General features: G+C 71.3%; 21 protein-coding genes and 1 pseudogene. 12 read left to right on the top strand and 10 right to left on the bottom strand.

The annotated features are described in order from the left end of the window. The 5 genes and pseudogenes from MQN93_RS41340 to MQN93_RS41320 form a co-directional block, all read left to right on the top strand. Positions 1-315 (top strand): annotated as a pseudogene (locus MQN93_RS41340) (S-(hydroxymethyl)mycothiol dehydrogenase); the annotation flags it as partial. Continuing rightward, a complete protein-coding gene (locus MQN93_RS41335; protein ID WP_242713549.1) occupies positions 315-944 on the top strand; it encodes an MBL fold metallo-hydrolase in 630 nt (209 codons plus the stop codon). The pseudogene MQN93_RS41340 and the gene MQN93_RS41335, both read left to right, overlap by 1 nt. A gap of 161 nt (positions 945-1,105) precedes the next feature. Continuing rightward, entirely contained in the window at positions 1,106-2,020 is a 915-nt protein-coding gene (locus tag MQN93_RS41330) for an SDR family oxidoreductase (RefSeq protein WP_242713548.1), read from the top strand. A gap of 53 nt (positions 2,021-2,073) precedes the next feature. After that, entirely contained in the window at positions 2,074-2,871 is a 798-nt protein-coding gene (locus MQN93_RS41325; protein ID WP_242713547.1) for an SDR family NAD(P)-dependent oxidoreductase, read from the top strand. A 198-nt stretch (positions 2,872-3,069) separates the two neighbouring features. Beyond that, positions 3,070-3,768, top strand: a complete 699-nt coding sequence (locus MQN93_RS41320) for a L,D-transpeptidase family protein (protein ID WP_242713546.1) — start codon at positions 3,070-3,072, stop codon at positions 3,766-3,768. Between the two features lie 38 nt (positions 3,769-3,806). Here the strand turns inward: MQN93_RS41320 and MQN93_RS41315 are convergent, their stop codons facing one another. From MQN93_RS41315 to MQN93_RS41300, 4 genes are read right to left on the bottom strand one after another with little or no spacing between them, the layout of a single operon-like run. Continuing rightward, positions 3,807-5,009: a Gfo/Idh/MocA family protein gene (locus MQN93_RS41315; RefSeq protein ID WP_242713545.1), complete on the bottom strand. Its 1,203-nt coding sequence runs from the start codon at positions 5,007-5,009 to the stop codon at positions 3,807-3,809. Between the two features lie 29 nt (positions 5,010-5,038). Then, entirely contained in the window at positions 5,039-6,385 is a 1,347-nt protein-coding gene (locus MQN93_RS41310; RefSeq protein ID WP_242713544.1) for an ABC transporter substrate-binding protein, read from the bottom strand. A gap of 22 nt (positions 6,386-6,407) precedes the next feature. After that, positions 6,408-7,325, bottom strand: coding sequence for a carbohydrate ABC transporter permease (locus tag MQN93_RS41305; protein ID WP_242713543.1), 918 nt, complete (start codon positions 7,323-7,325; stop codon positions 6,408-6,410). 30 nt (positions 7,326-7,355) lie between these two features. Beyond that, positions 7,356-8,264 (bottom strand): carbohydrate ABC transporter permease, encoded by a 909-nt coding sequence (locus MQN93_RS41300; RefSeq protein WP_242713542.1) that lies wholly within the window; start codon positions 8,262-8,264, stop codon positions 7,356-7,358. Positions 8,265-8,427: 163 nt separating this feature from the next. Here MQN93_RS41300 and MQN93_RS41295 point away from each other — a divergent pair, with 163 nt between their 5' ends. The 3 genes from MQN93_RS41295 (at position 8,428) to MQN93_RS41285 (ending at position 10,818) form a co-directional block, all read left to right on the top strand. Beyond that, positions 8,428-9,588, top strand: a complete 1,161-nt coding sequence (locus MQN93_RS41295; RefSeq protein WP_242713541.1) for an ROK family transcriptional regulator — start codon at positions 8,428-8,430, stop codon at positions 9,586-9,588. Between the two features lie 100 nt (positions 9,589-9,688). Continuing rightward, complete coding sequence (locus MQN93_RS41290; RefSeq protein WP_016430663.1) at positions 9,689-9,874, top strand: hypothetical protein; 186 nt, start codon at positions 9,689-9,691, stop codon at positions 9,872-9,874. Between the two features lie 56 nt (positions 9,875-9,930). After that, positions 9,931-10,818, top strand: coding sequence for an EamA family transporter (locus MQN93_RS41285; protein ID WP_242713540.1), 888 nt, complete (start codon positions 9,931-9,933; stop codon positions 10,816-10,818). A gap of 4 nt (positions 10,819-10,822) precedes the next feature. On the opposite strand, the gene MQN93_RS41280 is transcribed toward MQN93_RS41285, so the two are convergent. Then, positions 10,823-12,202, bottom strand: coding sequence for a S1 family peptidase (locus MQN93_RS41280; protein ID WP_242713539.1), 1,380 nt, complete (start codon positions 12,200-12,202; stop codon positions 10,823-10,825). 117 nt (positions 12,203-12,319) lie between these two features. After that, on the bottom strand, positions 12,320-13,147 hold the full coding sequence (locus MQN93_RS41275) for an SAM-dependent methyltransferase (protein ID WP_242713538.1): 828 nt from the start codon (positions 13,145-13,147) through the stop codon (positions 12,320-12,322). Positions 13,148-13,320: 173 nt separating this feature from the next. On the opposite strand from MQN93_RS41275, the gene MQN93_RS41270 reads away from it, so the two are divergent. The 3 genes from MQN93_RS41270 (at position 13,321) to MQN93_RS41260 (ending at position 15,745) form a co-directional block, all read left to right on the top strand. After that, positions 13,321-14,499, top strand: coding sequence for a MalY/PatB family protein (locus tag MQN93_RS41270; protein WP_242713537.1), 1,179 nt, complete (start codon positions 13,321-13,323; stop codon positions 14,497-14,499). A 91-nt stretch (positions 14,500-14,590) separates the two neighbouring features. Continuing rightward, entirely contained in the window at positions 14,591-15,349 is a 759-nt protein-coding gene (locus MQN93_RS41265; RefSeq protein WP_242713536.1) for a type 1 glutamine amidotransferase domain-containing protein, read from the top strand. A 9-nt stretch (positions 15,350-15,358) separates the two neighbouring features. Continuing rightward, positions 15,359-15,745: a PPOX class F420-dependent oxidoreductase gene (locus tag MQN93_RS41260; RefSeq protein WP_242713535.1), complete on the top strand. Its 387-nt coding sequence runs from the start codon at positions 15,359-15,361 to the stop codon at positions 15,743-15,745. Positions 15,746-15,892: 147 nt separating this feature from the next. Here the strand turns inward: MQN93_RS41260 and MQN93_RS41255 are convergent, their stop codons facing one another. Beyond that, positions 15,893-16,306 carry a Zn-ribbon domain-containing OB-fold protein gene (locus MQN93_RS41255; protein ID WP_016430655.1) on the bottom strand — a complete coding sequence of 138 codons (414 nt, stop codon included), beginning with the start codon at positions 16,304-16,306 and terminating at the stop codon, positions 15,893-15,895. Between the two features lie 136 nt (positions 16,307-16,442). Beyond that, positions 16,443-17,111, bottom strand: a complete 669-nt coding sequence (locus MQN93_RS41250; RefSeq protein ID WP_016430654.1) for a TetR family transcriptional regulator — start codon at positions 17,109-17,111, stop codon at positions 16,443-16,445. Between the two features lie 217 nt (positions 17,112-17,328). On the opposite strand from MQN93_RS41250, the gene MQN93_RS41245 reads away from it, so the two are divergent. Further along, a complete protein-coding gene (locus MQN93_RS41245; protein WP_242713533.1) occupies positions 17,329-18,003 on the top strand; it encodes a peptidoglycan-binding domain-containing protein in 675 nt (224 codons plus the stop codon). 18 nt (positions 18,004-18,021) lie between these two features. On the opposite strand, the gene MQN93_RS41240 is transcribed toward MQN93_RS41245, so the two are convergent. Further along, positions 18,022-20,370 carry a SpoIIE family protein phosphatase gene (locus tag MQN93_RS41240; RefSeq protein ID WP_242713532.1) on the bottom strand — a complete coding sequence of 783 codons (2,349 nt, stop codon included), beginning with the start codon at positions 20,368-20,370 and terminating at the stop codon, positions 18,022-18,024. A 165-nt stretch (positions 20,371-20,535) separates the two neighbouring features. Then, positions 20,536-21,102: an antibiotic biosynthesis monooxygenase gene (locus tag MQN93_RS41235; RefSeq protein ID WP_242713531.1), complete on the bottom strand. Its 567-nt coding sequence runs from the start codon at positions 21,100-21,102 to the stop codon at positions 20,536-20,538. Positions 21,103-21,124: the final 22 nt, after the last annotated feature.

Here is a 21,124-nt window from a genome sequence, read left to right as displayed (position 1 = left end):
TGCCCGGAGACGTACCAGCAGGCCTTCTACGCCCGCGACCTCGCCGGGACCGTCGTCCTGGTCGGCGTGCCCACCCCCGAGATGAAGCTCGAACTGCCGCTGCTGGACGTCTTCGGCCGTGGCGGCTCCCTGAAGTCCTCCTGGTACGGCGACTGCCTGCCCAGCCGCGACTTCCCGATGCTGATCGACCTGCATCTGCAAGGGCGCCTGCCACTGGACAAGTTCGTCACCGAGACGATCGAACTCACCGACGTGGAGAAGGCGTTCGAGCGGATGCACCAGGGTGACGTCCTGCGTTCGGTGGTGGTGTTCTGATGACCGCGCGCATCGAACGTCTCGTCACCTCCGGGCAGTTCACCCTCGACGGCGGCACCTGGGACGTAGACAACAACGTCTGGATCGTCGGCGACGACCACGAGGTGATCGTCATCGACGCGGCCCACGACGCGGACGCCATCGCCGAGGCCGTCGGGGACCGCCGCCTCAGCGCCATCGTGTGCACCCACGCCCACAACGACCACATCGACGCCGCCCCCGCGCTCGCCGACCGCACCGGCGCCACCATCTGGCTGCACCCCGACGACCTCCCACTGTGGAAGCTGACCCACCCCGACCGGGACCCCGACGCCCATCTGGCCGACGGCCAGGTCATCGAGGCCGCGGGCGCCGACCTCACCGTGCTGCACACCCCCGGGCACGCACCGGGCGCCGTCTGCCTCTACGACCCCGCGCTGGGCACCGTCTTCACCGGCGACACCCTCTTCCAGGGCGGCCCCGGCGCGACCGGGCGCTCGTACTCCCACTTCCCGACGATCATCGACTCCATCCGCGACAGGCTGCTCACTCTGCCACCGGAGACCAAGGTCCTCACCGGCCACGGCGATCCGACCACCGTGGGCGCCGAGGCCCCGCATCTGGAGGAGTGGATCGCCCGGGGGCACTGAGCGACACGCCGCGTCCGGTCTCGCGCCCGCGCATGGGTGACCCGCATCGGTGACCCGCGCGGGTGACCCTCGCGGGATTTGCGTAAAAGACGACAGAAGATGTCCGGCTTCACCGGCAGGCTCGACCTCGACATCGATCGTTGGGAAACGGGAGGCCGGACATGTCCGAACCGCTCAAGGGCAAGGTGGCGCTGGTCGCCGGGGCGACGCGCGGCGCGGGCCGCGGGATCGCGGTGGAACTGGGGGCGGCGGGCGCCACCGTGTACGTCACCGGACGCACCACCCGGGCGCGGCGCTCCGAGTACGACCGCCCCGAGACCATCGAGGACACCGCCGACCTCGTCACCGAGGCGGGCGGCCGGGGCATCGCCGTACCGACCGACCACCTCGACCCCGCGCAGGTCCGCGCCCTGGTGGACCGCATCGCCGACGAACAGGGCCGTCTCGACGTCCTCGTCAACGACATCTGGGGCGCGGAGAACCTCTTCGAGTGGGAGCGTCCGGTCTGGGAGCACGACCTCGACAAGGGGCTCAGGCTGCTGCGGCTCGCCGTCGAGACCCATGCCATCACCAGCCACCACGCCCTGCCGCTGCTGCTGCGCCACCCCGGCGGACTGGTCGTCGAGGTCACCGACGGCACCGCCGAGTACAACCGCGACACCTACCGCGTCTCCTTCTTCTACGACCTCGCCAAGGCGTCCGTGCTGCGCATGGCCTTCGCACTGGGCCACGAACTCGGACCGCGCGGTGCGACCGCGGTCGCGCTCACGCCGGGCTGGATGCGCTCCGAGATCATGCTCGGGCACTTCGGCGTCCGTGAGGACAACTGGCGCGACGCCCTCACCGAGGTCCCGCACTTCGCCATCTCCGAGACCCCGCGCTACGTGGGCCGCGCCGTCGCCGCGCTCGCGGCCGACCCCGACCGGGCCCGCTGGAACGGCGGCTCCGTCTCCAGTGGCTCGCTGGCCCAGGAGTACGGCTTCACCGACCTCGACGGCAGCCGCCCGGACGCCTGGCGCTACCTGGTCGAGGTGCAGGACGCGGGCAAACCGGCGGACGTGAGCGGCTACCGCTGAGAGGGGCCGCTCGCCGTCTGCCGTGATGATCGTCGGGCGGGTAGGTTCGGCCCATGGCTGACACGAAGCGCTTCGAGGGGTACGGAGTTCTCGTCACCGGTGCCGCCCGCGGCATCGGTGCCGCGATCGCACGCCGGCTGGCCGACGAGGGCGCGCGCGTCCTGCTGACCGACGCCGACCCGGCCGAGGTGGCGAGGACCGCCGGCGCGTTGCGTGAACTCGGCCTGACCGCCGAGGCGTTGACGTGCGACGTCGCCGACCGGACCTCCGTGGAGGCGGCCGTCGCGCACGCCGTGGACACCTTCGGGTCGCTGGACGTCCTGGTCAACTGCGCGGCGAGCTGCACCCCCGACACCCCGCTCTTCGAGGACGGACCGGACGACGCCTGGGAGCGGGACCTCGACATCACCCTCACCGGTACCTACCGCTGCTGCCGCGCCGCCCTTCCGCATCTGGCCGCCTCCGGCCGCGGCGCGGTCGTCAGCATCGGCTCCGTCAACGCCCTGCAGGACTTCGGCAACCACGCCTACAGCGCCGCCAAGGCGGGCCTGCTCTCGCTCACCCGCACCATGGCCGCACATGTCGCAGGGCGGGGCGTCCGCGTCAACCTCGTGGTGCCGGGCACCGTGCGCACCTCCGCCTGGGAGGGCCGCGACGAGGAACTCGAGACCATGCGCGCGCTGTACCCCCTCGGCCGGGTCGGCGAGCCGGACGACATCGCCGCCGCCGTCGCCTTCCTCGCCTCCCGCGAGGCCGCCTGGATCACCGGCACCGCGCTCACCGTCGACGGCGGCGTCACCGCGGTCAACACCGGTTTCCTGCGCGCCACCCGCCAGGAGCGGGACATCTGAGCACCCCTCCTGGCCCAGCACTCGCCCTCGCCCAGCACTCGCCCTCGTTCGCGCCCTCGCCCTGTGACCTGGGGCACTGCGAGTGTCACCGTTTCGTCGCATCGTGAGGGGCTCGCGCAACCGATCGCGCCGCACGCCGGTCTAGCTGGCAGACGTCGCAGATCAGACGTCGCTTCCGTACGAAAGGCAAGGCCGGCCATGGGGGACATACGCAGACGGGGCGCCGTCGCGCTCGGGATCGCCGGGATGGTGGCACCGCTCACGCTCGCACTGGGCGCCGCGCCCGCGCAGGCGGCCACGAGCTGCACCACGAGCACCGGGCCCTACCAGAAGCAGGTGGAGAAGTTCCTCGGCCGACCGGTCGACGGCCGGCAGTCGGCCACCGACTGCAAGGCCATCAGGGCATTCCAGACCAAGCACGGCATCACGCCCAACATCGGCTACGCGGGGCCCGTCACCTGGGGCGTGATGGACCTCATGAACAAGCAGAAGGCCGTCGGGCACAACCCCAACCGGGACCACAAGTGCCCGACGAACAAGGGCCGCATCGCCTGTGTGAACCTCACCCTCCAGCTCAGCTGGATCCAGGACGGCAGCCGCCTCGTGTACGGTCCGGTCCCGGTCCGCACCGGCCGCAACGGCTACGAGACCCGCACCGGCCTGAAGAAGATCTACTGGCGGCACATCGACCATGTGTCGAGCATCTACCACGTGGCCATGCCCTACAGCCAGTTCTTCGACGGCGGTCAGGCCTTCCACTCCGTCGGCCTCAGCATGTGGAACCCGCCCGGCTCGCACGGCTGCGTCAACATGACGAAGACCGACGCGAAGAAGTACTGGTCGCTGCTGAAGAACGGCGACGACGTCTACGTCTACGGCCGCAAGCCGGGCACCTGACGCACATCGGGCACCCGGCTCACCTCACCTCGCGAGGGTCACACCTCCGGCGCATCCCCGAAGTCCGGAATGTCCAGCCTGACCCCACCCTGCCGCGCGGACTCGTGCGCGATGATGCCCGGCAGGGTGTAGCGGGCGGCCACCCACGCGTTGACGGACGGCAGCGACCGTGTGTTGACGGCGGTCACGAAGTCGTCGACCAGGAAGTGGTGGCTGCCCTCGTGTCCGTTGTGCAGGGTGTCGAACTCCCGCGGCAGCCGCGTCCGGTCGTGCACCGGTGCCGAGCCGGAGGTGAAGGCCGCGCGCAGGTCCGGGGCGATGTGCTGAAGTGACGGATCGTCAGGAGCCATGGTGGGCTTGGGCTCCAGCAGTTCGCTGATGTCCTTCACGCCCTTCTTGTCCTGCCAGAACGCGACCGTCGCCAGTTGCTCCATGCTCGCCTCGGTGCCGAAGAACCTGAAGCGCGACTCCCTGATGTGCGAGGGATAGCCCACCCGCCGGAACTCGTTGGTGCGGAACGAACCGCCGCCCGCCACCTCGAACAGCGCGGTCGCGTTGGAGAAGTCGTTGCCGAACTGGCTGATCTCCTTGTCGAAGACGCCGTCGCCGCGCTCGTCGACCACACCGATCGCCGACACGCTCGTGGCGTACGTCTGCCAGGCGCCGAGCACACCGCCCACCGAGTGCGTGGGGTACAGCAGCGGGGGATAGCTGGCGGTCTGCTTCCAGTTCTCGCCGCCGCTGTACTGGTAGGCCTCGTAGAACCCCAGGTCCATGTCGTGGACGTAGTCGCCCTCGGCGTAGAAGATCCGCCCGAAGGCGCCCTCGGCGATCTGGTTGCGGGCGTGCACGGTCGCCGGGTTGTACTGGCTGGTCTCGCCCATCATGTACGTCAGCCCGGTCGCCTTGACCGCCTCGATGATGGCGGCTATTTCTTCCGTGGTGATCGCCATGGGCACCGCCGAGTAGACGTGCTTGCCGGCGTTGAGGCCCTGCAGCACGAGCGGTCCGTGGGTCCAGCGCTGGGTGAAGATCGCGACGGCGTCGACCGCCTCCGACTCCAGCATCGCCTGGTACGAGGGGAAGGTGCCCGCGAGCCCCTGGGCGGCGGCGAGTTGGTCCGCCCTCTCGGGCAGCAGGTCGGTCACGTAGACGTCGCTGACGCCGGGGTGGGCCTGGAACAGGGTGGCGAACTGGCCGGAGAACTGGCCGGCTCCGACGATGCCGAGCGAGAACGTCATGTGAGGCGTGTCCTTCACTGGTCGGTGGATCACTGCGAAAGGATCAGGTTGATCTGGTCGTTGGTCTGGTCGAGGCTGCCGACGGACCTGCCACTGCCGTAGATGCCCTGCATGGCCGGGTGCATCAACGCGAACACGTCCGCCGCGTAGTTGGTGATCGGGAAGGTGAAGGTCCTGAAGTCCTTCTTGTCGGTGACCGGCTCGGTGAAGGCCGTGACGTCGATGCCCTTCTTGCCGTACGCGGCCACGGCCGCCTTCGTCCCCTCAGGAGTGGCCGGGAAGACGATGCCGTACCGGCCGACGACGCTCTGGCAGGCGTCGGACGACAGGTACCGCACCCACTTCCTGGCGCCCTCCTTGTTGTGGGCGTTCTTGGTGATGGAGTCGGCGAGGCCGTTCATCATGGTGGCGCGCTTGCCGGTGGGGCCGGCCGGTGTGAAGGCGGTGCCGAATGTGATGCCCTTCATCGCGGCATAGGTGGAGAGCATCCAGGCGCCGTCGAGAGCGGTGGCCGCCTTGCCCGCGGCCACCTGTGCGTTGGCCGGGTTGGCGCCCGCGCTGTAGTCCGTGAGCGGCGCCATGTAGCCCTTCTTCGCCAGGCCGAAGTACCACGTGATCACGGACTGGAAGGTCTTGCTGTCGTAGCGGTACTTCTCGCCCCACCGCTTCTTGTCGGTGTAGTTCCAGCCCGCCGAGGCGGCGAAGCTGCTCCACGTGGACTGGCCGTCGCCGTCACCGCCGCCGCCGGTCGCGAGGCCGTAGACCTTGACGTGGTGCTTGTCGAAGCCCGGTTCGTCGCCGCGCTTTCCGTGCACGTCGACCGTGAGGTGGGCGATGGCCTTCTCGAAGGTGCCGCCGTCCTTCGGGTTCCACGCCAGGCTGTTGAGCTGCTGCGGGGTGAGTCCGGCGCTCTGCGTCATCTTCTTGTTGTAGAAGAGGGCGACCGTGTCCCAGTCCTTCGGGGCGCCGTAGCGGCGGCCGTCCTGTCCGATCCAGTTGTCGGCCAGCCCCGGCTGGTAGTCGGAGGCGTCGATGCCCAGGTCGTCCAGCGGTTCGAGGACCTTCAGATCGGCGAACTGGCCGAACTTCTGGATGTGGTCGGTGAAGACGTCCGGCTCGGTGCCGGCGATGAAGCTCGCGGTCAGCTTGGTCCAGTAGTCGTCCCAGTCGAGCTGGCTGATCTTCACCTTCAGCCCCGGGTTCTCCTTCTCGAATCCCTTGGCGCAGGCCTGGTAGGCGGGCAGCTGGTTGGCGTCCCACAGCCAGTACGTCACCGTGTTCCCGCCCGCCCCGGCGCCGCCGCCCTTCGCGCACCCGGCGACCAGGGACAGGGCCAGCGCGCCGGCCAGCGCCACGGCGCTGCGCACACTCCGCATACGAACTCGCATCCCTGTCCCCTTACTTGAGCCCGGTGAAGCTGATGGTGGAGACGATGCGGCGCGCGAAGCAGCCGAAGAGCACCAGCATCGGGAGCGCGGCGATCAGGGTCGCGGCCATCAGGCCGGACCAGTCGTAGCCGGTCTGCGGGGTCTGCGCCCGGAAGATGGCCAGCGCCACGGTCAGCACGCGCGAGCTGTCGCTGTAGGACACCATCAGCGGCCAGAAGTAGTCGTTCCACGAGGTGATGTACGTCAGCACGCCGAGCGTGAGGATCGGCGTGGACGCCATCGGCAGCATCACCCGGAAGAAGATGCGGATCTTGCCCGCACCGTCCAGCAGGGCCGCCTCCTCGACCTCGCGCGGGACGTTCATGAAGAACTGGCGCAGGAAGAACACGGCGAAGGGCGTCATGAACATCGTCGGCAGGGCGATGCCCAACAGCGTGTCCACCAGGTGGAGTTGCTTGATGAGCACGAAGTTCGGCAGCAGGGTGAAGATCGCGGGGACCCTCAGTCCGGCGAGGAACAGCCCGAACACCTTGTCCCGGCCGCGCCACCGCAGCCGCGCGAAGGCGTACGCGGCCATGGCGGAGAAGAGGATCTGGCAGACGGTCATCAGGGTGGAGACGAACACCGAGTTGAGCAGGTAGCGCCAGAACTTCAGCCCGCCGCCCGCTCCGCCCTGGGCGATGGCCTCCTTCGCCGACTGCAGGCCCAGCGCACGCTCGAAGCCGCCGGACGTCAGGTCGACCGGCAACGGGTCGCCGGGATGGGCCGCGAGAGCGGTGTTGGCGGACAGCGCGGTGCGCAGGATCCAGTAGAACGGCAGCAGGGTGATGAGCATGATCGCGGCCATCACCACCCAGGCGGCGATCCGGCCGAGGGGGATCCGGCGCCCGCCGGTGCGCAGGGTCGTCGTGGTTGCCACGGCAGCCATGTCGGTCACTGTGTCGGTCACTCCCTTCCGTCAGCCGAGGTCGCTCTGACCGGCCCGGGTGAGCCGGTACTGCAGGAACGTGATGGCGCTCAGTACGACGAGCAGGGCCACGGACATGGCCGAGGCGTAGCCGAACTGGAAGCGGCCGAAGGCGGCGCCGTAGATGTAGTACTGGAGCACGTTGGTGGCGTTCGCCGGGCCGCCCATGGTCGTCACGGCGACGGTGTCGAACACCTGGAACGAACCGATGACCGTCATGATCAGCACGACCGCCAGTACCGGCCGCAGCAGCGGCAGCGTGATCCGCCAGAACATCCGCCACTCGCTCGCGCCGTCCACCCGGGCCGCCTCGTACATGTCCTCGGGGATGGCCATGAGCCCTGCGAACAGCAGCAGCGCGGTGTAGCCGACGTGCCGCCACACGTTGATCAGGGCGATCGTGGGGATCGCCCAGTCCTCGTCGGCGAGGAAGGGGACGTGGTCGAAGCCCAGGGCACCGATGACCTGGTTGCCGATGCCGAGTTGGGTGTCCAGGATCCACAACCAGACGACGCCCGCCACGACGTTGGACATCAGATACGGCGTCAGCACGATCCCGCGCAGCACGGACGACTGCGTCAGCCGCTGGAGCAGGACGGCGATGGCGAGCGCCGCGGCCGTCTGGACACCGATGTTGATCACCACGTACTCGACGGTGACCTGCAACGAGTCCCAGAAGATGGGGTCGTGGACCATGCGAACATAGTTGTCCAGGCCCACCCACTCGGCCGGGGTGAGCAGGTTGAAGCGGGTGAAGCTGAGGTAGATGCCCCGCAGCGTCGGCCAGAGCAGGAAGACCGTGAAGCCCAGCAGGGCCGGCGCGATGAAGAGCGCGGCCAGCCGTCCGTCGCCCCCGCTCTCACGTAGTCGCGACGGAGGGACGCTGGGGGCGATGGTCATCGGGCGACTCCTCGTCTGCGGCGGCTCGTCCTCGGCGCCACTTACTTTTGATGCGAAAGAATCAGTGCGTCAAGGGGCCCGCACGCATCTTTTTCGAGCGGGTCGAGCGCGCTAATCTGAGCTGGTTGCTTTTACGGCGAAAAAAACTGGGAGTCCGACCGTCATGACCACAGGTGCCGCCAGCTGGCTTCCGCTGAGCGCGGGTGAGCGCTCGGTGGCGATCGAGGTGCTCGTCAACGGCCCGCTGTCGCGCACCGAGCTGGCCCGCCGGCTCGCTCTCTCCGCGGGCAGCCTCACCCGGCTGACCAAACCGCTGATCGAGTCGGGCCTGCTCCGTGAGGTCGCCGAGCCCGGCACCCCCGCGGAGGTGCGCCAGGGGCGCCCCTCGCAGCCGCTCGACGTCGTCGCCGAGTCCTGGTCCTTCGTCGGCTTCAAGGTCACCGACGACACGGTCTACGGCGTCGTCACCACCCTCAGGAGCGACGTCGTCGCCCGCCACGACCGCCCGCTCACCAACCACGACCCGGCCGAAGTCGCGGATCTGCTCGCGGAGATGACGGCCGAGCTGTCCCGCACGCACCCGCACCTCGCGGGCATCGGCATCGGCGTGGGCGGACTGGTCGAGGACCGTGCCGTGGTGGGGGAGTCGCCGTTCCTGCACTGGCGGGACGTTCCGCTGGCCGAGCTGGTCGAGGAGCGCACGGGGCTGCCCGTCGTCGTCGAGAACGACGTCGCCGCCCTCGTCGAGGCCGAGACCTGGTTCGGGGCGGGCCGCGGCCTGGACCGCTTCATCGTCCTGACCATCGGCGCCGGCATCGGCTACGGCCTGGTCCTCGGCGGCAAGCGGGTGCCCTGCGCCGAGGAGGACCGGGGGTTCGGGCGCCACTGGATCATCGACCCCAACGGTCCGCTCACCCCCGACGGGCAACGCGGCAGCGCCGTCTCGCTGCTGACCATCTCCAGCATCCGCTATCAGGTCCGCGCCGCCACCGGCCACGACCGTACGTACGAGGAGATCCTGGCGCTGGCCGCCGCGGGCGAACCCATGCCCGCCCGGGTCGTCGACGAGGCGGCCCGCGCGCTCGGCACCCTCGTCGCCCAGATCGCCAACTTCGCGATGCCGCAGAAGATCCTGCTCGCCGGTGAGGGGGTCGGTCTGATGGATGTGGCCGGGGACACAGTGCGCGAGACGATCGCCGCGCACCGGCATCCGATGACCGCGCCGGTCCCGCTGGAGACCAAGGTGTCCGACTTCCACGACTGGGCCCGCGGGGCCGCCGTGCTGGCCATCCAGGTGCTGGTGCTGGGCGCGGCGGAGGCGTGAACTCCGTTTCTGGACATGGGAGATGGACGTGACCAGTAACACGGTCTCATATGTCCGATTCATTCCATCTTACTCACGGCGCCTTCACGTCGAGCCCCGTATGCTTCACAGCATGTCCACTACCGTTGAACCCGCCTCCGATCGCTCGGCAGACGAGGTCAACGAGGAGATCCGGGCCCTGTGGCACCGGTCGGGCGGGACACTGAACGGCGAACAGCGCGAGGAGTACCGACGCCTCGTCCTCGAATGGGCCTCCGCGAGCCCGCGCCAGGTGCGCGCCGCCTGAGCGGCGGCTGAGGCCCGCCGCGCATCGGGGTCCCGCTGCGGGGCACCCCGTGAAGGATGGGCCCTCTCCTCGCACTGACCTCGGCCATCTGCTACGGCATCGTCGACTTCGCCGGCGGAATCCTGTCCCGCAGGGCCCCCTTCGCGGCCGTCACCTTTCTCGGCCGGCTCGGCGGGCCCGCCCTCGCCTGCGCCGCCGCCCTCCTCGTGCCTGCCGACCCCGTCCGCCTCTCCGACCTGCTCTGGGGAGCGCTGTCCGGCCTCGGCAGCGGCACCGCCATGCGCCACCTCAACCGCGGTCTCAGCCGCGGCGCCATGAGCGTGGTCGTGCCGCTGAGCGCCGTGACCGGCGTCGCCCTGTCCGTCCTGTGCGGCGTCCTCGCCCTCGGCGACCGCCCCGGCCCCCTGGCCTGGACCGGCATCGCGGTCACGGTGCCGGCCCTCTGGCTGGTCGCCGGGGCAGCAGCGCGCGGCCACGGCGCAGCCGGTCCGCCGGCCCGCGGCGGCGGCGCCGCGGGGCTCCAGCCACCGGCCCGGGCCGACGCAGCGGTGGGGGACGGGCTGCCGGCCGGCGCGGGGGTTGCCGTGCAGTACGTGGCACTCGGCCTGGCGGGGCCGTCCGCCGGACTGTGGCCGGTGGCCGCGGGCCGGGTCGCCGCCGTGGTCCTGCTGCTGCCGCACGTCGTACGGCACGGGCCGCCGCGACTGCCGCGCCGACTCACCGTGCAGGCCCTTCTCGTGGGGGCCGGGGCCGCTCTCGGCCTGATCCTCTATCTGCTCGCCGCCCAGCGGCAGTTGCTCGCCGTCGCCGTGGTCCTCGCCTCTCTCTATCCGGCGATTCCCGTGATCCTCGGCCTGGCCCTGCTGCACGAACGCGTCACCTCGCGGCAGACGGCCGGGCTGCTGGGAGCCGCGGCGGCGACCGTCCTGCTGACTCTCGGGTGACCGGTCAGCCCCAGGTCGCCGAGTAGTGGCGCCGGTACGCCTTGCGGTCCTGCTCGGCGCGGATGTAGCGGGTGGCCACCAGCGCCAGCAGGCTGCCGCCGATGACCAGCATCCCCGGGCCGACGTTCTCGGGGTTCGCGAGCTTGGACAGCAGTGTCTCGCCGTCCGTGAGGCCCGAGAGGGGACCCGAGGAGCCGGGCGAGCTGTCGCCCGGTGCGATCGCGCTGTGCGTGGCCGAGCCGGACGGCCCGGGCGACGCCGTGGAGCCCTGCCCGGCGGCCTGCTTCGACACGATCATCTCCACCCCGAGTGCCTGCATCGCCTTGGTCACCGGCTGGAAGAACGTCGTACCGCCCGACGTGCAGTCACCACTGCCGCCCGAGGTCACCCCCAGCGCGATCCCGTCGGCGAACAGCGGACCTCCGCTGTCCCCGGGCTCTGCGCACACATCCGTCTCGATCAGTCCGGTGACCGTGCCCTCCGGGTAGTTGACCGTGGCGTCGAGCCCCTTGACCTCCCCGTCGTGCAGCCCGCTGGTGCTGCCGCTGCGGAACACCCGCTGGCCCACGGCCGGATCGCCGACGCCGGTGATCCGCACGCCCTTGCCCTGCCCGATCGCCACGACGTCGGCTCCGGCGCCCGCCGAGCCGTTCGCGTACTGGACCAGGGAGAAGTCACTGCCGGGGAAGTCCTGCCGGACCGTCCTGCCCAGCTGCTGGTTGCCCTGGTTGTCGCCGAACCAGATGGACCCGGTCGGCCCGCAGTGCCCCGCGGTGAGGATGAAGTCGCTCTTGCCGTCGGTCACGTTGAAGCCCGCCGAGCAGCGCCCGCCGGTCGACAGCATCGGCTGTGCGCCGTTCAGCCGGGTCGTGAACCTCCCCTGCATGCGCTCCATGCGGACATAACCGCCGATGCCGCTCGCGACCTTGGTCATGTCCGACCAGTCGGAGGCCGACACCGTGCTGTCGCCCTGCACCACGACCTCGTTGGTGCGGTAGTCCATCACCCAGGCCGTGCCGGCCACCCGGGGCGCCGAACGCAGCGTGGAGGCCGCCTTCTTGAGGTCGTTCATGCTGTGCCGGACCATCTTGGCCTCGGCGCCGGCGCGCTCCACGCGGGCCGCCGCGTCCTGGTCGGTCACCGCGACGACCGGACGCCCGTCCGCACCGATCCAGGTGCCCGCCGTACGGGCCGTGCCGAGTTCGGAGACGAGCGCGGCACCGGGGCTGTCGGAGGTGCCCGAGGCGCTGAACGGAAGGGCCGAGGTGCCGGGCGTCTCGCTCGCCATGGCCGCCTGCGTCACCATCGCTCCTCCGAGGAGAAGTCCGCCGACGGCCGCCAGCCGTGTCACTCGCCGGACCATCCGTCGTCGTGCGTGCCTCATGCATGGCTCCCGAACCCGTATGCGCGGCGTCAACGCCACGGGGCCCTCCGGTCGTTGAGCGCCCTCCTCACCTCATACGTGACGATGGACCATCCCGTTCAGCGCACACGTGCCTTCTCACCCCTTGCGGCCCACACCTCCGTACAGCGCCACTTCCGGCTCGGCCGTCTCCGCCCGCCCGGGGCGCCAGCGCGAGCAGGGGACCACTCCCGGCTCCAGCAGCTCCAGACCGTCGAAGAAGCGGGCGACGTCCTCGGGGGTGCGCTGGGTCAGCTCCGGGGTGCCGTGCTCGTTCCAGAAGTGCACCGCCGCGTCCACCTCGGGCAGCGCGGGGCTGGTGATGGTGTGCGACAGCACCAGATGGCTGCCGGACGGCAGCGCCTCCATGAGCCGCCGTACGACGCCGTACGGGTCCTCGTCGTCGCGCAGGAAGATGACCACCCCGAGCAGCAGCACCGCCACCGGCCGGGTGAGGTCCAGCGTGGCGGCGGCCCGCTCCAGGATCGACTCGACATTGCGCAGGTCGTCGTCCAGGTGGTCCGTGCGGCCCTCGGGCGTGGAGGTCAGCAGCGCGCGGGCGTGGGCCAGCACCAGCGGGTCGTTGTCGACGTAGACGACCCGTGCGTCCGGAGCCAGCCGCTGTGCGACCTCGTGCGTGTTGTCGGCGGTGGGCAGACCGGTGCCGATGTCGAGGAACTGGCGGATCCCCGCGTCCGCCACGAGATGCCGCACGGCACGCCCCAGGAAGAGACGGTCGGCCCGGGCGTAGTCGCCGATGGCCGGATGCAGCTCCCGGATACGGTCTCCGGCCACCCGGTCGACCTCGTAGTAGTCGCCACCGCCGAGCCAGTAGTTCCAGATCCGGGCCGTGTGCGGGCGCAGGGTGTCGATGCGTCTGCGCAGCGTGGCGGCGGGATCGTCGGTGCATGCGGGGTTGTCCGTCAAGGGGTCCGCTCCTGGAGTGGTGCCAGTGGTGCCGTGCGAGGGGGTGGCATCAACCGGCCATCCAACCACCGCAGTTGATGTTTGCCGAGGGGCGGGAGGCGGTGGTTTCAGCGTTGTGCCGCTCCTGCACCGAGTCGTTCCAGGTGAGAGGTGTGCCCCTTATCTTGAGCGGCATGAAGAGGATCCCGCACGACCCGTCCGGTGAACCCGATCCGCTGCGCGCACTGACCCTCGACCAGCTCCGCCGTCGTACGAGCATGAAATGGCGCACCTACCCGGCCGACGTACTGCCGCTGTGGGTGGCCGAGATGGACGTCCCCCTCGCCGAACCCGTCGTCCGCGCGGTCACCGACGCGCTGGCGCTCGGGGACACCGGCTATCCGGCCGGCACGGCCTACGCCGAGGCGCTGGCCGCCTTCGCCGAGAAGCGCTGGGGCTGGGACGACCTCGCCGTGGAGCGCACGGCGATCGTGCCGGACGTCATGCTCGGCATCGTCGAGATGCTCAAGCTGGTCACCGGCCCCGGGGACGCGGTGATCGTGAACTCGCCCGTGTATCCGCCCTTCTACCACTTCGTCGCACACATGGACCGCCGCGTCGTCGAGGCCCCGCTCGGGGCGGATCTGCGCATCGACCTCGACGTCCTGGAGGAGACCTTCCGGCGGGCCGTCACCGGTGGACGCCGCGCCGCCCATCTGCTGTGCAGCCCGCACAACCCGACCGGCACGGTGCACACGGCCGAGGAGCTGTCCGCCGTCGCCGCCCTCGCCGACCGCCACGGCGTCCGCGTGGTCGTGGACGAGATCCACGCCCCGCTGACCGCCGCGGGCGCCGGCTTCGTGCCGTATCTGAGCGTCCCCGGCGCGGAGAACGGCCTGTCCCTCATGTCCGCGTCCAAGGCGTGGAACCTGGCGGGTCTGAAGGCCGCGCTCGCGATTGCGGGCCCTGCGGCCGCCGCCGACCTCGCCCGGCTGCCCGAGGAGGTCAGTCACGGCCCCAGCCACCTCGGCGTGATCGCCCACACGGCCGCCCTGACCGACGGCACCGCCTGGTTGGACGCGCTGCTCACCGGGCTTGACGACAACCGGCGGCTGCTGGCCGCCCTGCTCGCCGAACACCTGCCGGACATCACCCACCGGCCCGGCGAGGCCACCTATCTGGCCTGGCTCGACTGCCGCGCCCTCGGCCTCGGCGACGACCCGGCCGAGGTGTTCCTGGAGCGCGGCAGGGTGGCGCTGAACTCGGGGATCCCTTTCGGCACCGGCGGGGCGGGACACGTACGCCTGAACCTGGCGACGTCGCCCGAGGTGATCACCGAGGGCGTACGGCGGATGGCGGCGGCTCTCAACTGAGTCGTGGTCGTAATCGGAGCCGGAGCCGGGGTCGGGGTCGGGGTCGGGGCGAGGGTGTCATGGACACGTGGCGGCGCGGCATGATGGCCCCATGCGTGTGCTGATGCCGGTCCCCGACCACGACTTCGACGTCACCGAGGTCGCCGTGCCCTGGCGGCTGCTCACCGACGCCGGGCACGAGGTCGTCCTCGCCACCGAACGGGCCGGCACCCGCCCCGCGGCGGACCCGCGCCTGCTGACCGGTGTGCTCTTCGGACAGCTGGGTGCGGAGGAGGAGCCCAAGCGGTTCTACGAGCAGCTCACCGGGTCACCGGAGTTCGGCGCCACGGCCGGATGGTCCGACGTGGACGTGACGGCGTACGACGGACTGCTGCTGCCGGGCGGACACGCGCCCGGCATGCGGCAGTACCTCGGCTCGCAGGAACTGCGCGAGCAGGTCGCCCGGTTCTGGGCACTGGGCCGCCCGGTCGGCGCGATCTGCCACGGCGTCCTGGTCCTGGCCCGGACCCGGGACCCGGGCACGGGACGCAGCGTCCTCGCGGACCGCCGAACGACCTGTCTGCCCAAGTACATGGAGCGCACCGCCTACTTGACCACCGCCTGGCGTCTGGGCCGCTACTACCGCACCTACCCCGCGTACGTGGAGGACGAGGTGCGCTCCGCCCTCTCCGACCCGGACGCCCAGTTCGAGCGCGGCCCCCGGGAGCTGACCCGGCGCGGCACCGCGAGCGACGACTCGCATGCCTTCGTCGTCCAGGACGGCACCTATGTGTCGGCGCGCTGGCCCGGTGACGCCTACCTCTTCGCCCGCCGCTATCTGGAACTCCTCGGGGCGCCCACCGGTGCCTAGACTTCCGGTATGGACTCCACTGCGCTGGAACGGCTCGGTGCGGGAAAGTACGTGCTGATCACCAGCTACCGCAAGAACGGCACCCCGGTCGCCACACCGGTGTGGGTGGTGCGCGACGGCGACACCCTCGGCGCGTGGTCGGCCGCAGACTCCGGCAAGGTGAAGCGGATCAGGGCCCGCAAGGACATCCTGATCGGCCCCTGCGACCTGCGCGGCAACCCGACCGGCACCCAGCTCCCGGCCACCGCCGAGATCGGCGACGAGCAGACCGTCGCCCGCTACCGCCGGCTCATCGCCCGCAAGTACGGGATCACGGGCCGTCTGAGCCTGCTCGGCAGCCGACTGCGGCGAGGACTGAAAGGGACGGTCGGGATCAGGGTGACGCTCACTCAGTGAGACGACGCAGCCGGGCGGACGGCGCAACCGCCGCGAAGCGCCGCCCGCCCGTTGCGCTCTGGAGGACGGCGGGAAAGGCCTGTGGGTTGCCTGTGTTCAGGGATCCGATCGGCGGGCGGGGTCCGGGAACACGGCAGGGGCGAGGTGTCAGGTCCAGGCGCGGTAGGGCTCGTCGACCAGCTGGAAGACGGGCTCGCCGCGGACCGGGTCCTTGGCCGTCGACAGCCGTACGCGGTCGCCGCTTCGGATGGCGATCAGCGGGCCCATGACCCGGCCGCGCACGACGAAGCCCTCGGCCATCTCCACGAGCGAGACATTGCGGGCGGCGGGGGTGTTGCGGTGCACGATCGTCGCGTGACGGACCGTGCCGGTGCCCGCGCTGCGCTCCGTGCGCAGGTCACCGCCCTGGCAGACCGGACACAGCAGCCGGTGGTACATGGCGGTGCCGCACCAGGTGCAGCGCTGGAAGTCGAGGGTGTCCGTATCGGCCGCCGCGGATTCGAGCACGCCCGTCGCGGAGCCGGCTGCCTCACGAGCAACGATTCCTGAGTGGTGGTACACGCTGGTCAACTCCCTGCGCTCGGCCGGAATCCCACGTGCCGGGTCAACCGTGCACGCACGTGCCCGGTTCACCGTGCCACCGCGCACGGCACCAATGTATGGCACTCAGTGCCACGCGTAAAGGCACTCCGTACCCTCAATTTCGTCCGAGCTGGGACTCGATCTCCTTCACGACCCGCCACAGGGGCGCATCGCGCCGCGCCACGACGACCACCACGTCCTCGGCGGCACCGGCGATGCGCTGCGGGGCGGCGGTGCCGAAGGCCGACCGTACGCAGCCGAGCGCGTGGTCCACCGCGGCCTCCGCGTCGTCCCTGCCGTCCGAACGCAGCCACGACCGCAGCGCGTTGTTGTGCGCCGCCACCACCGCGGCGGCGATCACGTCCGCCCGCAGGATCCCGTCGCGCCGGCCGGCGAAACGCTCGCGCAGGTACTCGGCGAGGGCACGCTCGTAGCGCCACACCACGGACAGCTCGTACGCCCGCAACCCCGGCACCCGCTTGGTGAGGCGATAACGCTGCACGGAGAAGGCGGGGTTCTCGGCGTACATCCGCAGCACGAGCCGGGCCGCGTCACAGACCCGCTGCACCGGCTCGTCGTCCTCGCCGCTCGCGGCGAGAAACGCCGTCATGTCGGCCAGGCACCGCTCGTGGTCGGGGAAGACCACGTCCTCCTTGGAGGGGAAGTAGCGGAAGAACGACCGTCGTCCGACGCCGGCCAGCGCCACGATGTCGTCGACCGTCGTCTGCTCGTAGCCCCGCTCCAAAAACAGCTGGAACGCCGCTGTGACCAGGGCGTCCCGCATCGGTGGCCTCACGGCGGCCGGCTCCGTCCTCATGGACGGAACGTAGCATCGGTACGGCGCTCGTGGCACTCAGTGCACACCTGGCGGGGAACTCAGTGCTCTCACCGCCGGCACGGCCCCGAAGCGGGACGTTCGGCGCTGAACTCCCCGCGCGGTGGCCGCGTATCTCTCGTCGGGGGACGGCGGAGGCCCCGGCAGGGGCCGGAAGGAGAGCACTGTGCCCACACCGCCCGAATCGGGGTCCTCGGACGAACGCCCGCCTCTTGAGCCCATCCATGTGCTGCGGCCGCGCCGCACCGACGCCCTCGCGGAGCTGTTCCGGGACATGGAGCAGGGCCGCGAGGACCTGGAGAAGGTCGCCGTGCCGGACCCGCGGTCCTGGGACGAGGGGGAGACCCAGGAGATCCCCCGCGTGCGGACCGACGAGGACGGCCCGTCGCGCGGCGGCGGCACACCGGGGTCCGGGTCCGGACTGCGCCGGGCCGCCGTGGTGATCGCCGTCGCCGCGGCAGCTCTCGTCGGCTTCGGCTGCGCCCTGCTGCTGTCCATGAGGAACGACCAGGCCGCCGCGAGGGAACCCCGCCCGACGGCGTCCGCCGCTTCCCCCTCCGCCGCGGCCTCCGCGACCGACGCCGGCGCGCCCGACCCCGACGGCGCCGGCACCCTGCGCGAGGGCGACAGCGGCCCCGAGGTGACGGACCTGCAGCAACGCCTGCTGAACGTCCCGGACATCTACCCCGGCGGCTCCACGAGCGGCACCTTCGACGCCACCCTCAAGGCCGCGGTGGCCCGCTTCCAGCTCTGGTACGGCATCCGCGGCGACGAGACCGGTGTCTACGGCAACGACACCCGCCACGCGCTGGAGTCGCGTACGCCCTCCGGCACCGGCTGACGGCGCACCGCCCGCCGGCTACCGCGCGTCCAGCGGGGCCCTGATGTCGAGCACGCAGACGTCGTCGCGGCGCCCGCCCTCCAGCATCGAGGCGAGCAGCAGCCCCAGCGGCTGGGAGCCCGGCTCGTCCGTGTGCTGGGTCAGGACCGCGTCGGACAGCCGCTTCAGGCCCCGGTCGATGCCCTCCGCGGGCCGTTCGACCAGGCCGTCGGTGTAGAGGAGGACGCGGTCGCCCGGCTCCAGCCGGCACTCCGCCTCCGCGAAGACTGGCGCCGAACTCGCCCCGAGCAGCATGCCGTGGGGGCGTTCGAGGTAGTGCACCTCGCCGTCGCGCAGCAGCAGCGGCGGCGGATGGCCCGCCTGCGCCCAGACCAGACGGCGCTCGGCGGGGTGGTAGCGGGCGAGGACCAGGGTCGCGGTGCCGTGCGAGTCCCGGGAGTGCAGCAGCAGGGTGTTGAGCCGGGCGAGGGCACCCGTCAGCGAGGACCCGGTGATCAGCATGCCCTTCGCGGTGAAGCGGAGCAGGGCCATCGTGGCGACCGCGTCGATACCGTGCCCGGCGACGTCACCGACCACGAACACCGCGTCCCCGTCGGGCAGTTCGAGGACGCTGAACCAGTCACCGCCGACATGGACCCCCGACTGCGCGGGCAGATAGGCGACTTCGACGCGCAGCCCGGCCAGCTGCACCGGCCTGGTGGGCAGCGGGAGCAGGGTGTGCTGCAGCCGGCCGGCCAGCGTCCGCTCGGCGCGCAGCACGTCGTGCTGGGTGAGGATGGCCCGCTCGCTCTCGATCAGGGCGAGTTCCGCGCTGCGCTGCGCGGTGAGGTCCTGAACGACGCCGTGCACCTCGACGGTCTTGCCGGAGGAGTCCGGCACGGCCTCCGCCACCGCCCGCAGATGCCGTAGCCCGTCCGCCGTCCTGACGCGGAAGGGGACGTCGAACGTCCGCCCGTCGACGAGGAGTTGACCGATGGCGTGGCTCAGCGCCGACATGTCCTCGGGCAGGGCGAGGTGGGGCAGCTCGGTGAGACCGACCGGGCCGCGCGCCGGGTCCCGGTCGAAGAGCGCGAACACCTGGGAGGACCAGGTCACCTCGTGCGTGACGAGGTTCCAGCTCGCCCAGCCGAGGCTGCCCAGGCGCTGCAGATCCGCCAGCCGCTGCTCCTGCCGGTCCGAGGGGCCGTGCCGCACCCAGGTGACGACCAGCGACTCGCCCAGCCGTGCCGCCCGCACCGTGTAGGTGAACAGCTCGGCGACGCCGTCCACCAGCTCCTGGTGCGCGAACGGCTCGCTCTCGTACGGCTTTCCGCTCTCGAGCGCCCGCCGGAGGCCCTGCCACATGGGCTCGCCCGCGAGTGCCGGACAGCACTCCCGGAACCGCCGGCCGACCAGTTCCCGCCCGGTGCGCCCGACGTCGTCGACGGCCTCCTCCGCGGCGGCCTCGATGCGGTAGTCCTCGATGGCGCCCGGTGCGGAGGACAGCGGCGCCAGCAGCATCGCCGCGCCGGACAGCGCGTCGAACACGGCCTGTACGGCGCCCGCGGAGGCGTCGGCGGTGTCCTCGGGGCGCGTGGCGAACGCGAGCAGCCGGCCGGCGCAGAGGCGGGCCACCGTCTGCAGATGCTCCCGGGTGTGTGCGGAGAACGGGCCGAGGCGGGACCGCAGGACGCCGATGCACACGTCGGGGGAGTCTCTGTTGGGCACGGGCAGCCAGGCGCGGGAGCGCCATCGCTCGGGCCGGTCGATCAGCAGGAAACGCTCCCGGTCCGCCTCGGAGTCCTCCAGCCAGAGCGGTTCCCCCGCCCGCAGCGCGTGGAGCACGGAGATCCGGCCCAGCGGCGGCACTTGCTGCCACTGGGCGGCCAGGGTGTCGTCGACGCCGGCGTGCCCCATCAGTTCGAGCCCTCCCGAGGGGAGCCGTGCATAGATCATGACGGCGTCGGCGCCCACATCGGGTGCGAGATGGTCCAGCAGGCACCGGGCGAGCTCCTGCGGGGTCGCGACCCGGACGAGCTCCCGGCCGAGCGGGCCGAGGTCGACGGGCCCGGCGGCGTCGACCGTCGCGTCGACCGGGGCTTCGGACGGGGCCTCGGACGGGGGCACGGTCGGGTCCGTGGCGGGGACGGCGGATTCCGGCTCGGGGGGCGTGGCGGCCGGGGTCGGCGCCACGCCGCCGAGGGTGATCCAGCACTCCTCGAGGAGCGAGCGGCCCTCCGCCTCGGCGCGCCGCTGCAGCTCCTCCTCCGCGGCGTCGGGGGTGCAGTGGGTCAGGGCCATCACGACGCCCTTGGCCTGCTCGACGACCGCCGACTGTGCGGCCAGGTCGCGCAGCCGGTCCATCTCGGCGCGCTGCCTGGCGACCATCTTGGCCAGTGCAACGGTGTCCGGCGCCGTGCAGGATTCGGCTGGCGGTGCGGGCTCGCTCGTCACGGGTCGAGCATGGCACATCACGGCCGTTCTGATCGTGGTCTTGCGGACCTGGACCCGACCTCGACCGCACCCCGGGCCGGGCCGGTCCCCGACCCCGACTCAGTCCCCGGGCGGCCGGTACAGCCACAGCCGGAGCAGCCGGCTCAGCCGCGGCATGACCAGGTAGGTCAGCACCGGAAGCAGGAGCACCGGGAACACGGCCGCGCGCAGCGGCAGCGGCCACAGGGCGGTGCGGGGTGCCACCAGCCACTGGATCAGCAGCGTGCACGGATAGGCGCCGACGAAGGTGGTGAGCACCATCTTCCAGCGCGGGGGCGAGCGGGTCGTGGTGCCCGGCAGGCTGAACCAGGTCTCCATCCCGGTCGTCGACTGCCGTTCGCTGTCGACCTCGGTGGCGATGCCGTCGAGCCGGGCGTGCCAGGACGCCCGCTCCTCGGACTCCAGCCAGTCGGCCAGTCGGCGTGCGTCACGGAAGCGGACGACCGCGTGATAGCGGTGGCCCTCCTCGGGACGCAGCCACGAGACGCCCTCGTTGCCCGGGAACCGTCTGGCGCAGCGGGTGACCCCGCGGGTCCACTCCTCGAACTCGTGCTCCCGGCCCGGGCGCACCTGCCAGGTGAGGACGCTGGTGACCGGCCCTCCGCCGCGCAGCTGGGTGGTGCTCATGCTCACCACGTGTGCCACGCGT

The sequence above is a fragment of the Streptomyces spinosisporus genome, assembly GCF_022698145.1.
Classification (GTDB): domain Bacteria; phylum Actinomycetota; class Actinomycetes; order Streptomycetales; family Streptomycetaceae; genus Streptomyces; species Streptomyces spinosisporus.
Note: the sequence above shows the minus strand (reverse complement) of the source record. Positions and strands in the feature narration are given on the sequence as shown.

Excerpts from the sequence above, each read along its gene's own strand:
- MQN93_RS41310 (WP_242713544.1), bottom strand. The coding sequence starts at position 6,385 with ATGCGGAGTGTGCGCAGCGCCGTGGCGCTGGCCGGCGCGCTGGCCCTG.
- MQN93_RS41295 (WP_242713541.1), top strand. The coding sequence starts at position 8,428 with ATGACCACAGGTGCCGCCAGCTGGCTTCCGCTGAGCGCGGGTGAGCGC.
- MQN93_RS41305 (WP_242713543.1), bottom strand. The coding sequence starts at position 7,325 with ATGGCTGCCGTGGCAACCACGACGACCCTGCGCACCGGCGGGCGCCGG.
- MQN93_RS41280 (WP_242713539.1), bottom strand. The coding sequence starts at position 12,202 with ATGAGGCACGCACGACGACGGATGGTCCGGCGAGTGACACGGCTGGCG.
- MQN93_RS41300 (WP_242713542.1), bottom strand. The coding sequence starts at position 8,264 with ATGACCATCGCCCCCAGCGTCCCTCCGTCGCGACTACGTGAGAGCGGG.
- MQN93_RS41285 (WP_242713540.1), top strand. The coding sequence starts at position 9,931 with ATGGGCCCTCTCCTCGCACTGACCTCGGCCATCTGCTACGGCATCGTC.
- MQN93_RS41240 (WP_242713532.1), bottom strand. The coding sequence starts at position 20,370 with ATGGTCGCCAGGCAGCGCGCCGAGATGGACCGGCTGCGCGACCTGGCC.
- MQN93_RS41250 (WP_016430654.1), bottom strand. The coding sequence starts at position 17,111 with ATGCGGGACGCCCTGGTCACAGCGGCGTTCCAGCTGTTTTTGGAGCGG.
- MQN93_RS41335 (WP_242713549.1), top strand. The coding sequence starts at position 315 with ATGACCGCGCGCATCGAACGTCTCGTCACCTCCGGGCAGTTCACCCTC.
- MQN93_RS41315 (WP_242713545.1), bottom strand. The coding sequence starts at position 5,009 with ATGACGTTCTCGCTCGGCATCGTCGGAGCCGGCCAGTTCTCCGGCCAG.
- MQN93_RS41330 (WP_242713548.1), top strand. The coding sequence starts at position 1,106 with ATGTCCGAACCGCTCAAGGGCAAGGTGGCGCTGGTCGCCGGGGCGACG.
- MQN93_RS41265 (WP_242713536.1), top strand. The coding sequence starts at position 14,591 with ATGCGTGTGCTGATGCCGGTCCCCGACCACGACTTCGACGTCACCGAG.
- MQN93_RS41235 (WP_242713531.1), bottom strand. The coding sequence starts at position 21,102 with ATGAGCACCACCCAGCTGCGCGGCGGAGGGCCGGTCACCAGCGTCCTC.
- MQN93_RS41320 (WP_242713546.1), top strand. The coding sequence starts at position 3,070 with ATGGGGGACATACGCAGACGGGGCGCCGTCGCGCTCGGGATCGCCGGG.
- MQN93_RS41290 (WP_016430663.1), top strand. The coding sequence starts at position 9,689 with ATGCTTCACAGCATGTCCACTACCGTTGAACCCGCCTCCGATCGCTCG.
- MQN93_RS41270 (WP_242713537.1), top strand. The coding sequence starts at position 13,321 with ATGAAGAGGATCCCGCACGACCCGTCCGGTGAACCCGATCCGCTGCGC.
- MQN93_RS41260 (WP_242713535.1), top strand. The coding sequence starts at position 15,359 with ATGGACTCCACTGCGCTGGAACGGCTCGGTGCGGGAAAGTACGTGCTG.
- MQN93_RS41325 (WP_242713547.1), top strand. The coding sequence starts at position 2,074 with ATGGCTGACACGAAGCGCTTCGAGGGGTACGGAGTTCTCGTCACCGGT.